The sequence below is a fragment of the bacterium genome (assembly GCA_022616075.1).
Classification (GTDB): Bacteria; Acidobacteriota; HRBIN11; order JAKEFK01; family JAKEFK01; genus JAKEFK01.
Map to the genome: position 1 here is coordinate 19,114 of JAKEFK010000068.1, position 12,670 is coordinate 31,783.

9 protein-coding genes and 1 pseudogene are annotated in these 12,670 nt (G+C 47.1%); 5 read left to right on the forward strand and 5 right to left on the reverse strand.

The features are described from left to right. Positions 1-70: 70 nt before the first annotated feature. The 4 genes from L0156_05990 to smpB are packed head-to-tail and all read right to left on the reverse strand — an operon-like array spanning position 71 to position 4,769. Positions 71-1,957, reverse strand: a complete 1,887-nt coding sequence (locus L0156_05990; GenBank protein MCI0602546.1) for an alkaline phosphatase family protein — start codon at positions 1,955-1,957, stop codon at positions 71-73. Beyond that, complete coding sequence (locus tag L0156_05995) at positions 1,905-2,489, reverse strand: peptidylprolyl isomerase (GenBank protein ID MCI0602547.1); 585 nt, start codon at positions 2,487-2,489, stop codon at positions 1,905-1,907. The genes L0156_05990 and L0156_05995 overlap by 53 nt, the downstream gene beginning before the upstream one ends. A 29-nt stretch (positions 2,490-2,518) precedes the next feature. Continuing rightward, a complete protein-coding gene (locus tag L0156_06000) occupies positions 2,519-4,261 on the reverse strand; it encodes a hypothetical protein (protein MCI0602548.1) in 1,743 nt (580 codons plus the stop codon). A 55-nt stretch (positions 4,262-4,316) separates the two neighbouring features. Then, positions 4,317-4,769: an SsrA-binding protein SmpB gene (gene smpB, locus L0156_06005; protein ID MCI0602549.1), complete on the reverse strand. Its 453-nt coding sequence runs from the start codon at positions 4,767-4,769 to the stop codon at positions 4,317-4,319. A gap of 118 nt (positions 4,770-4,887) precedes the next feature. On the opposite strand from smpB, the pseudogene L0156_06010 reads away from it, so the two are divergent. After that, positions 4,888-5,466, forward strand: a pseudogene (locus tag L0156_06010) (GTPase domain-containing protein). Positions 5,467-6,158: 692 nt separating this feature from the next. On the opposite strand, the gene L0156_06015 reads toward L0156_06010, so the two are convergent. Beyond that, positions 6,159-6,911, reverse strand: a complete 753-nt coding sequence (locus L0156_06015) for a hypothetical protein (protein MCI0602550.1) — start codon at positions 6,909-6,911, stop codon at positions 6,159-6,161. A gap of 454 nt (positions 6,912-7,365) precedes the next feature. Between L0156_06015 and L0156_06020 the strand changes: the two genes are divergently transcribed. From L0156_06020 to L0156_06035, 4 genes are all read left to right on the forward strand, one after another. Then, complete coding sequence (locus tag L0156_06020; protein MCI0602551.1) at positions 7,366-9,168, forward strand: LysM peptidoglycan-binding domain-containing protein; 1,803 nt, start codon at positions 7,366-7,368, stop codon at positions 9,166-9,168. A gap of 83 nt (positions 9,169-9,251) precedes the next feature. Beyond that, positions 9,252-10,826 carry a radical SAM protein gene (locus L0156_06025; GenBank protein MCI0602552.1) on the forward strand — a complete coding sequence of 525 codons (1,575 nt, stop codon included), beginning with the start codon at positions 9,252-9,254 and terminating at the stop codon, positions 10,824-10,826. A 134-nt stretch (positions 10,827-10,960) separates the two neighbouring features. Then, a complete protein-coding gene (locus L0156_06030) occupies positions 10,961-11,350 on the forward strand; it encodes a four helix bundle protein (protein MCI0602553.1) in 390 nt (129 codons plus the stop codon). A 69-nt stretch (positions 11,351-11,419) separates the two neighbouring features. Continuing rightward, on the forward strand, positions 11,420-12,670 hold a 1,251-nt coding region (locus tag L0156_06035; GenBank protein ID MCI0602554.1), incomplete at its 3' end, for a YifB family Mg chelatase-like AAA ATPase.

Genomic DNA, 12,670 nt, shown 5'->3' on the forward strand with positions numbered 1-12,670 from the left:
GTTCTGCAAAGACAAAATCAATTGCTGAACAAACAACTGTTGCGGGCGAGACGCCCGCACCACTTTGCTTCTACTGCAAATACCCGAGCGATTTCATCTGCTCGACGAGAAGATCATTAAATTGATCTGCGTGCGAAAATTCGACACGGTCGCGTGGAGCTGTATATTCAGCAACATAGCGCACCGGCGTCTTCTCCAGCCGCTCGCGAGCGATCACAGAGCGGATCAGTTCGGTCTTCATGTCGCGCGCAAGCGGGAGACCACAGCTGTACAGCAACATTGGCGTAACATCGTATTCGGAATAACTCGTTTTGGCTGTAAGTTGCGCGCCGGTGACCAACATCGCGCTATGATGACCCGGAAGAGCCCTACCCTGATAGAAAATCATCATCACCCGGTATTCCGGATGTTGCGATTGAAGCTGCAAAAGCCAGTTGTCGATCCAATTCAAATGACGAACGAAAGCTTCCGTGTAGCTGAAGGGATCGATTCTCCTTGCCTCATAGTGCTCGTAGTTGAGAATATCAAAACCGGGCAGATAAAGAGCGGCGACACGAACAGGATCTTTTTTCAGTTGTTCGTTGAATAGCCGCAGATAAAAAAGATCCAGATCGGGTCCGCTGATTTTGTTGCTCCCTCCTTTATACAAGGAGGAGTATTGCTGGAACAATTTTCGTGGAAAGGTTTCCTCCTGCGACTGACCGCCGGAAGCAAGCTTGTAGTAATACCGCTCCGAAACGTTCCACCCCCGCAAATTTCGGGCCGGCCAGCTTCCCCACCAATTAACGACACCGGCGCGCAAGCCATTATCAGAAAGTATCTCCCAAAAAGTCTTCACTTTCCGCAAATAACCGGAAACGGGCTGACGTTGCCCGAAACCTGCATGGATCATGATGGAGTGAACAGCAAGTTCCAGCGGTGTTTCCTGAATCCAGGAACTTTGCCCGCGCCACCTTTTGACTTCAGGCGTTCGAATTCCATGCTGAGCCGGTGAAACCCCGGTGGCAATGCTGGTCCAGACCACAGGAGGAGCCGAGCGCTCCAAAATTCGAAAATCTGCCGGTGGAGTTTGAGCCATCAAACTTCTCAGATGAGGTATGTTTTCTGTTTTTGCGAAGTGATTCAGGGTTTCGCGTGAAACGCCATCAATGGCCAGCAGGATCCATCGATCATTCGTCGAAAAAACGGCAACGGGAGGATGCTCTTTTTCCCCTGATTCACCGCGATTCAAAATAAACGGCAACAGAATCAAAATCGCTGTCAACCCCAATAAGAATTCCAGATTGAATCTTCGCCAATTTGGCAAGATGCGCCCGAGATCCGATTCGCGAAACGCAACAAGAAAACCAAGCCATGCGCACTTTGCCACGAAAATGCAAGAAAGTGTAACAATCAAAAACATGGCTGCGATCGAAACGTTGGAAAAGAGCCTCAAGTATTCAATCTGCGTCCTTCCCCAGTAAAAGAAATACGCAAAGAAGGACAATCCAATGAGAAAGCTGACCGCCTGACCTGCAAAAACCAGTCGCCGTCCCCTGGAAATCCGAAGCAGGACCGATACCAGAAAAATGAGCAGAAATTCCAGAACGGTAAACAAAAGGACAAAAAAAGATTCGAAATAAATGAAAAGCAGAAGGATATCGAGTTTTCGTCTCAGCAGTTCCGTATTGAATACGAGCGTTCCGGCGGTCATCAGGACAGCTGCGACGGTGCCGGCCAGGAGCCCCACGCGAAAGCTCACGAACAAACGGTTCAGAAACTGGGATGCTGTACGGGAGAGACTCTGCAAATAGAAGCGTTCAATACGGCTGTTTAGATACCCAAAAGACTCTAAACGTTTCCGAACTTCTTCTAAAGAAGTAGACGGAGGCGCCCCATCCGGCGCCTCCGGAGGATGGCTTTGTTTATTTGGCGGCTGGTCTTGACTCAATGGTAATTTTTTGAATCGTAACGGCATTGATCGGATTGTCCCGATCATCCCGTTTGACATTCACGATTTTGTCGGCGACTTCCATCCCTTCGATGACGCGTCCGAATACGGAATATTGATTGTCCAAAAAGTTCGAGTCTTTTACCACGATGAAGAATTGACACGAAGCGCTGTTTGGATCGCTGGATCGGGCCATCGAGAGAATTCCACGTTTGTGAGGAATGGAGTTGAATTCGGCAGGGACTTTTGTGCCCGAGTTTCCCGTACCATCGTTGGAACGATCAGCATCTTTGCTGTTGGGATCTCCACCCTGGATCATGAAACCCGGGATAACACGATGAAACTTTGTGCCGTTGTAAAACTCGCTCCTGGAGAGTTGCTTGAAATTCTTGACGTGCTTGGGAGCGGCGCTTGGAAAGAATTCCAAAACAATCTTACCCATACTCGTTTGCAACACAGCAACTTCCTTGTCCGGCTCCATCAAATTGGGAGCTTGAGCAAATGAGGAAACCGCGGCAAAAACTATAATCAAAAACGAACATAGATTGCGTAATAACATTCAAAAGTCTCCTTATATTAGGTTGTTCATTAATGAATATACAACAAAGTAGCGCGGCCGTCCCGGCTGCCCAGACGAGACGTCCGCGCTACGTTCAGGGGGTTGATGTGAACCTGACAGCTCAAAAAGCGATAGTCGGGATTGTCGCGGCTCAATAACCCGGGAACATAACCGCTATTGGTGTGAATCTTACCGTGGATGTAGATGCGGCCTTCATAATGGATCTGACCGCCCAGGTGGCGGCTTATATCTATTATTTTAGTTTCAACAGTCGTCAAGCGGATCTCCTCTTGCGAATCCTTGAACTTCAAGGTGATCTTGTTCTCTACAACTCCGTTTCTCAATTCCAATTTAACCGTTTGGGGATTCTTCAGCTCCAGCAAGAATTCCAAAGTGGATTCTCCGCGAAGCCAAAAAAAAGCATGTTCCTTATAAAAACTGTCGTTCAAGAAATAAATCTTTCCGCCGGTGAATTGCTGTTGATATGCCGGTTCTTTCGTGATTCCCGCGCGTCCTGCCAGCGAAATTTCTACAGGCAGGAATTTATATGGGAATGAAGATGTGTAGTAGGAACGATTCGTGATTGCCCCCAATGGATTCGCGAGCAGCGGTCCGATCAGAAAGGCTGCCGGTACCGCGATGCTGATGAACAAATTCTTCGGGCGAATCAGAGGAACAAGAAAATAAGGGAGCGGACAAAGAAGAATCCAAAAATCATTCGCCAGGGATTCAGCGCTCCAGATGGATGGGTCGATCACCGACATTAAGCCAAAGTAAAGAATTACAAAAAGCAAACCTGCACGAACAAGGGAATCTCGAATCAACCATAGGGAGGAGAGTAACAATGCTCCGGCCACAAACGCATATACAAAAAAACCGGAGTTTCGGCCAAAAAGGAAATCGATCAAACGTTGGGGACTCGGAGAAGACCAGGCGTAATGTGTAGCGTTCGGCAGAGATTGCCAGATATTCGAAAGGGGCAAATGAGTTCCCGTTGTCACCCATCGAGGTTCTGAAATATTTTCTACCGGATATATCAATCTTTCCAGACCCCAGACCACAAACAATGCCAGAACGAGGGCGATCACAAAGCGGGAGATTGGATTCTGGGTTCGACTCGCCGTGGTCGATTGCCAGTATCCAAGCAAGAATAGACAGAAGACCGCCGCCCAGGGTTGAGAAGAGAATGCAATTGCAAGAAAAACAGCGCTCAGTACAGGCCAACCTTTCAGTCCAAAAAACAGGAAAGCGGTGCAAATTGAAATCAAAAAAAGATGATGAGAAGGAAGCAGAAAAAGTACAGGTAGCGGAATCAAAGTAAAGTAGACAACGCTGTTCAGCGCCGGCGAAATAGCGTCCGTATTTTTTCCACGGTAATAAATCCACCCCATGATATATATACCCAGAATCAGCAATGCATGCAGAACAAGCCAACCCCTAAATCCCAGAACCGCAAGAAAAGGAACAAGAAGAAACAGAAACAATTCCGGATAATGAAATACGAAGTAGGCTTTGTATTCGCCTGAAGAATTGATCATCTTCTTTTGAAGGATACGGAAGGGAAATGGTCTCCAATCGTATTGCCGCATGTAACGGTCCGAATCTTCCCTCGTGTAAGCAAGATCCCCGTCCTTGGCCAGACTTACAGCAGCAAGGTACGGCGTTAGATCCGCGTCCGGATACATAGGAAGGAGCTCTCCCGGGTCCAGAATAAGAGCAGCACTGGTGTACAGCAGAAAAGGAATGATGAGAGTCAGGTGTGTGAACTTCAAGCCGTTTTACTAAGGAGATAAGAAGATAAACACGTTCGAATCTCCTGATCTCCTGTTACTTGCGGTATTTTATGGCGCTGCGAACTTCCTTGTCTACTGCCTTCTTCCGCTTTTCCTCTCTTTTACCCCAGATCTTTTTACCCTTCGCAAGCGCAATTTCTACTTTAATGTGCTTTCCCTTGAAGTAAACCCGGAGTGGAACAATGGTCAAGCCCTTTTCCTTTACTTTTCCCATCAAGCGATGGATTTCCCTCTTGTGCAGAAGCAGCTTTCGCGAGCGCGTCGGATCGTGATTGAGCTGGTTGGCGAAATCATAAGGAGAAATATGACAATGATGAAGCCACGCTTCCTCCTGTTTCACCAGCGCATAGGCATCTTTCAGGTTAACCTTCCCATCCCGAACCGATTTGACTTCCGATCCGGTTAGCTGAATCCCGGCTTCATATTTCTCCAGGATGTCAAAATCGGCATAGGCTTTTCTGTTTGTTGAGACTGTCTTTTCAGTGATTTCCATGTCATTGTATAATATCAGTGCAAAAGTAATGAGTCATGAGCAATGAGTATTGCTCGATCTGTCTCACTGCTCATTACTCATAACTCATGACTCATTACTGATAGAGAGGTCTATGGTTTTCTTTAATTACGCGACCATGCAAATGGCCGCTAAAATCGTGTACTACGGCCCTGGTCTGTGCGGAAAAACAACAAATCTGCAGCATATTTATCAGAAAACATCTTCCAAATCGCGCGGGGAAATGGTAAGTCTCGAAACAGAAACGGATCGTACTTTGTTTTTCGACTTGCTTCCTTTAGATGTCGGTAACATCGCAGGTTTTAAGACCCGTTTTCAACTTTATACAGTGCCAGGTCAGGTGTTTTACAACAGCACTCGAAAACTTGTTCTACGCGGCGTTGATGGAATCGTATTTGTTGCTGATTCACAGGGCCCGATGCTGGATGCAAACCTGGAAAGCTTTAACAATCTGAAAGCAAATCTCGCCGAACTGGGTTTAAATGTTGATGAAATCCCACTCGTGTTTCAGTACAACAAGAGGGACCTTAAGAACATCCTGCCGGTAGAAGATATGAACAGGCACTTGAACGACAAGGGACTCCCTTTTTTCGAGGCTTCCGCCTTACAGGGAAATGGTGTATTTGAGACGTTAAAAGGTATTTCCAAAGCCACTTTGATTATGCTGAGAAGACGAGCCTTGGGCGAAGACAAGATGAAGATACCGGAAATTGCTACAAAACCAATGCCGGAAAAACCAAGAATGCCAACACCTGCTCCTGCCGAAAAGCCTTCTGCAGCAATGCCGGCTTCACCCATCTCCACTTCGCAACCGGTTTCACAAGGTAAGCCGGAAGCGCCGGGGCCGGCTTCCCCGGCTCCAACTGTCGCAACGGCCTCTTCTACGGCTGTTGTAGCTCCTGCTTTGCCGACAGCCGCCGAAATTGCCATAGAGAAAGTGGAGTTTTCTCAGGTTGCTTCCGCGGCTCCAAAACCGGATGTGAAGAAAATATCGGTTCAATCAAAAGATGTTGCATCAAAACTCGATGCGCTCCGGGACATGTATACCGGCAAAGCAAAAGACAAGAAGCTCAAAACTGCAAAAGATCCACTGGCTGCACTTTTGACCGGGGGCGCGCCCAAATTTGTGACGAGCTCGAAAGAAGAGAGCGCAAACGAAGTTACGAAGAAACTAAAAATTCGCCTGGAACCATCGGAAATTGATGTGATTCAAAATCTGGCTGTTGACTTTCACCTGACCGGAGGAAACATCCACAAACGGTTCTCGAACGCCTTGAATGTAACCCTCGAAGGAAAATCAAATCCGAAGAGAGTGCTTCTGAGAATCGAATTGGAAATTTTAAAGAAGTGACCAGTGGCCAGTCACTAGTCTATGGCTTTTCCAAGATAGACCTGGTAGACTCTCACTCCCAGTTCACGCGTATCCCGCGAAACTTTATCTAACGCCGGTGTAAATGTGTCATTTACCGCAAGCTTGATTTCGACTTGTTTGGCCGGTCCTAGGACCTTTTTATCGATGTTGTACTTCTTGATGACAGGCATATTCGTTTCGATCGTAAACGTCTCCACTTCATGCTCACCCACAAGCACACTCAATTTTTGCACACCGGAAAAGCGCTCCGGAACACCGGCGATTTTCAGATAAAGCAACGAATCACCACCCGGATTTCTCGCTTTAACGGACGCTTCCTTTTTCATCCATCTCCAGCTGGTGCTGATATCATTGGGGTCCGTTTCCGGATCATACCAACCGGATGAATACTGCATCGCCGGTTCCTGCGGCGGAATTTCGACCAGCAACGTCCCCATGTCGTACGAACGGTTCCCATAAGGCTTCCCTTCAAGGGTCATTCGTTCTCCCTTGGATGGGGAATATATCCCGACAACCACCGCGTATTCCCCAGCCGGAATGTTTTTAGGAATGAAAATGGTACGAGTCCAGTTGTAATTCCCATTCGGACGCCACTCCCTTGTTGGTTTGGGTGGCTGATGGTCATCCTGGAACCGCCTGATCCTTTTGGGATCGATAAAATGAACAAAAACCGTCATGTCCTTATATAAAGCGACGAATTCAGGTTTCGTTGCAAAGGAATAGGTAACTTCGATGGGAGTTCCCATTTCCGCCGACCCTTTATTGATCTGGACTTTTGGAACTACTGTCGCCTTTTGACTTTTGCAGGCCGTGGAGCTAAAAACACTGACAAGAATAATCGCACACAAAAAATACCGGAGATAACGCAATCTGCAAGTCCTCCTGATCAAAAAAATAAAGAGGCAATCCTACTGCAATCATTTTATAGTGTCAAACTTTCCTATCTGTGGTGATCTGTGTTCATCTGTGGTTCCTTGTTCATATGTTAGATTAAGCGAGATTGCAAGAGATCCATCGAGATTCAGCGAGATCCATATACTTGGAATGCTGCTAGGGCTTACGAACATTTGCAGTGAACAAAATTGGTCAAAAACTTCGATGGGGGCTTGAATTTGTAAATCGCCCGTAGTATCATGCGGAAAATTTAGAAGAACTTTGCCTATTCGGTTTGACCGGATAAGTGATGATGAGGATTTGTCGATGAAAAAACTTTACCTGTTCAGCCTTACGTGTCTTATTTGCCTCGTCGGGCTGTGGGGATGTGGTTCATCAAGAAAGACAGTCGTTTTGAGCAAGCCTGCCCAAAATACCGGTACGGTAGTCTCGAAACCGAATGCAACTCCGGTTGAAGCGGCGATCACGTCCGCAAGACACCACTTTTTTCTTGGAGAAAGGGAGTTGAATCTCGGGCATCTCGAGAAAGCCAAAGCGGAATTTGATGCCTCACTGGATGTTTTGATGAAGTATCAGTCCGAACACGCGCCTGATTCTCGCGTTGAAGCAGTAATTGACGAACTGCAGGAAAAGATTTTCCAGCACGAGATTGCTGCCCTTAAAGCGGGAGATGGTTTTACCGAACATCCGCTGGAGCCTGCGCTCATAGACGAGCTGAAGAATATTGATACCTTCCCTGCTCCTGATCAGGAAACCAAAAAAGAAGTCGAAAAGGAACTAAAGTCTGTCGGCTATGACATTCCTGTGGAAGTGAACGATTCTGTTCTCTCTTTCATACGCATTTTTCAGAATTCCCGCAGGAAAGAATTTGTTGGCGGTTTGGTTCGTTCCGGCCGGTATTTACCCATGATGAAACGGATTTTCCGTGAACAGGGTTTGCCAGAGGATCTGGTCTACACCGCATTGATTGAGAGTTCTTTCAAATCGAATGCGTACTCGCGCGCCAGAGCCAAGGGCTTCTGGCAGTTCATTTCGGGAACCGCAAAAAGATACGATCTTCGCATGGATTGGTGGGTCGATCAGAGATCTGACTTCGAACGATCGACTTACGCAGCCACCGAATACTTGCGGGACCTGCATGGCATGTTCGGCGATTGGTACCTCGCACTTGCAGGTTACAACGCGGGTGAGAATAAGGTCGCGTACGGCTTAAGACAGAGTGGCGCTCAAAATTTTTGGCAGCTTGCCAGAACTCGATACATCCGGCAGGAAACCAAGAACTATGTGCCTGCAATTCTGGCCGCAATGATCATTGCAAAAGATCCGGAAAAGTATGGATTTTATGAACAACTGGAACTTCCTCTCGAATTTGACACTGTCCCGGTAGATTATACGGTTGACCTGAGACTCGTTGCCGAATGTTCGGGAGTCAGTCTCGAAGAAATCTATATGCTCAATCCGGAGCTGACAAGGTTAACCACACCTTCGAATATGAACTACGTTTTGCGCGTACCCAAGGACAAAAAAGACACTTACCTGACGGAAATCGCAGCGATTCCTACGGAAAAAAGAGTGACCTGGCGAAAACATGAAGTGCGGCCCGGCGAAACCATCGGTTCTATTGCAGCCATCTATCGCACCTCTGAAAGCTCCATCGCTTCAGTCAATTCCTTTTCCGCCGGATACGACATCACAGCCGGCCAGAAACTTGTAATTCCGATCGGACGTTCCAATCCTGTCAGATACGAACCAAAGAAAAGCTATTCATCCTACGGACAACAAAAGTATTACCGGGTGCGAAAGGGGGATACGCTTTTCAAGATTGCCAGTAAACACGGGATAACAGTTCAGCAGTTGTCCGCCTGGAATAACATCTCTTCAAAGCACGTGCTCCATACGGGAGAGTCTCTGGTTGTTCATGGGATTAAAACCGCTTCAAAGTCATCCTCACGGAACAGCAAAAGAATCACTTACAAGGTAAAAAAAGGGGACACGCTTTACAAAATTGCCAGCAGCTACAATACGAATGTGGAAGATCTCGTTCGCTGGAATAAGAAAGCTAGAAGTGGAATTTATCCCGGCGATCGTTTGACAATCTATACCAAGTAATCTTTAGGCGGGTTGTTCGTTGCCTCAGATGCGCGAACACCCGCCTTTCTTATATATATGTTAGAATCGAGAACATTGGAGACATGGTGAAACAATCGCTACTGAGACGAGTCACGACCACTTTCAAAACTGGTGGTTTTAAAGCCATTCTTTATAGAACGCAGATCTTTGTAAGGAGGCGTTTCTATCGTTTGCTCTCTTATTCACAGAGAATGAATGCAGAAGTGCATGGCATCGACGTGCCGAAAGAAGTGGTTGCGGCCTGTATGTATAAAGCGCGGTTCAAAATCACTAATCGAAGCCGTATTGTTTGGAACGCTACAGGAAGCAAAACTCCGTCATTCTCCGCAGCAGCTATCGTTGTAGGTCCGAATGGTGAGACATATGAGCAAGTGCAAGCGGTTCTGACAAGTGATTTAGGGCCCGGTTCAAGTTGTGAGATGGATCTGACCCTGGAAGTTCCACGAAAACCTGGAAAGTATACTCTACAGGTCGATCTCGTCAGGGAAAACTGTTATTGGTTCACAGAAATTGGTCGTTTCGTTTTCGAGACTCCAATTCTAGTAACTGCACACTCTGCTTCACTTTTCGCTGCGCGGATTCCGGCAATTGACATAACGATGGATATAACCAACAAGTGTCCGCTGAAGTGTATTCAGTGTCGCAAGACCTACTTCGAGACGTTTGAAGAACAACGGGATATGAATTTTGAATTATTCAAGCGGATTTCGGCTGAAGTGTTTCCTCATGCGCGCTCTGTGATGCTTTCGAGCGCCGGTGAGCCTCTCATGACGAAAAACCTCTTTGACGCCGTTGATATTACACGCAGTTACAATGTTCGGGAGATATCATTCATATCAGCCGGCTTTCATCTCAACGCCAGCCGCGCCGAAAAGATCGTCGATAACGGCGTAACCAGGGTGGAGTTCTCCATAGATGGCGCCAGCGCTCCCGTTTATAACAAAATCCGCATCGGCAGCGATTTCGACAAGGTGATTAAGAATATTACCTACCTGAGTGAATATAAAAAGAAGAAGAAAAGTCGCACTCCACTGCTGCGCTTCAACTATGTGCTCATGAAAAACAACATTCACGAGCTTCCTGCTTTTATAGATCTTGCCGCTAAACTGGGAGTGGAAGAAGTGCAGTCCCAACATATGGTCATCTTTGTTGGTGGAATAAAAGAGGAAGCACTGGTCTTCGACAAAGAGCGTTCGAATCAATACATCAGCGAGGCGAAAGAGCGGGCCAGCCAGCACGGAATCAGATTTTATCACCCGCCCCTATTTGATATTGGCGATGAACATACAAGAAAGAAATCGGTTCTGGATGGCAAGATTTTCACGCAAGAAGATCAATACGATTACGAACGTAAAACGCATCCAATTCTAAATGATGGAATGCAGCTTTGTACTGATCCCTGGCGCAAACTTTATATTGATTGGCAGGGAATGGTCTATCCCTGTTGTGTGTGGAAAGAAGAGCCTTTGGGGGATCTGACAAAAAGCTCATTCCTGGAAATCTGGGAATCGGTTCGATATCGAGAGCTCAGAAAGGGTTTAACCACTGGAAAGCTTGGAAAAAGCTGCGCAGAATGCTCAGTAATTACCGGAGGAGACGTCAACAGCGAACAATCCTATTTTTTTGGTCAGAATTGACAATCTAGATTAAGCAATCAATAATCGAACTTTAGGCGGGTCGTGCTCTTCGGAGCGCGCACCCGCTTTTTTTATTTTAATCGTGGATCGTGATCGTAATCGTGATCGTAATCGTTTCGTAAATCGTAGCAAACATGGCGCAACCAGACAACGATACCGCACAAACAAGTCATTTCAATCATGAAAATCTACGAGCCTATCGGTATGCAATCGAATTTGTTTCGTGGTGCGATGCGTTACTTGAGAAAGTACCTAAGAAATTCAGTGTTCATGATCAACTCGATCGAGCTTCCACGAGTATCCCACTCAACATCGCGGAGGGTAACGGAAAATTCTCGAAAAAGGATCGATGTCGTTATCTGGACATTGCTCGAAGCTCAGCTTTGGAATGTGCTGCGGGTTTGGATGTTGTTGTAGCTAAAAAATGCGTAGAAGGATCGGAAATTAAATATGGAAAGAACCTGCTTCATACAATCGTTTCGATGTTGGTGGGGTTGATTAGGACATTTTCGAAGGATGATTAACGAATTGCGATTGTGATTGCGATCACGATTACGATTACGATCACGATCCACGATTAAAGGAGGTTTTGTATGCTCGCGAAGATGATTTCCAGTTGCATTGATGGGGTGGATGCGCACCGGGTGGATGTGGAAGTCGCTTTGCGCCGCACGGGAGTAGAATCGAAATGGTTTACGGTCGGCCTGCCGGATGTAGCAGTGAAGGAGAGTCAGCAACGGGTCCGTGTTGCGATGGGAAACTGTGGCTACTACATTCCGAATCAAACGATCACAGTGAATTTAGGTCCAGGCAATCTTCGCAAAGAAGGTCCTTATTTTGATTTGCCTATTGCCATTGGAATCCTGGCTGCATCCGGACAGATCCCTGTGCAGAACTTTGAACATTGCTTGATTCTTGGCGAACTATCGCTGGAAGGAAAGGTCAGAGCGCTACATGGAATTCTTGCGATGGCAATTCTCGCGCGCAAATTGAGAATTCGTGATTTGCTGATCCCCAGAGAGAATGCGCCGGAAGCTGCCATGATCGAAGGAGTCCAAGTGTATCCGATGGACACTCTCGTGGATGCTGTTGAACTGCTCACAAAAGGAAATGGAGTTCCGAAGTATAGCTCGGTGCCATTTGATGCTCGAAGCGAGGATCACCGTTATCCGGTAGATTTTGCGGAAGTGAAAGGACAGTACCATGCGAAACGAGCGTTGGAAGTGGCAGCGGCAGGTGGTCACAACGTTTTGATGATTGGTCCACCCGGATCCGGAAAAACATTGTTGGCGAATCGAATTCCCACGATCCTGCCGGCATTGACCCTGGAGGAATCCATCGAAAGCAGCAAGATCCATTCGATCGCCGGAATTCTTGGCGAACAAGGACTCTTACGACTACGCCCTTTCCGCGCGCCTCATCACACGATCAGTAACGCAGGTTTAGCCGGTGGGGGTTCGAATCCGCGTCCTGGTGAAGTTTCACTTGCTCATAACGGCGTTCTTTTCCTGGATGAGCTGCCAGAATTTGGCAAGAGCATACTGGAAGTGCTTCGGCAACCACTTGAAAATGGATCGATCCGCATTTCGCGCGCGAGCGGGTCATTGGAATATCCTTGCCGTTTCATGTTGATTGCTGCAATGAATCCTTGCGCTTGTGGATTCTACGGGTCGGCGGATCACCCCTGCAAATGCTCAACGCAACAACTGAAACGTTATCTCAGCAGGATCTCCGGTCCGCTGCTGGATCGATTCGATATTCAAATCGATGTGCCACCTGTTAAATCTCAGGAATTACTCTCTGAAAATTTTGAATCTGAGCCTTCTATGCTGATCCGTTCCCGC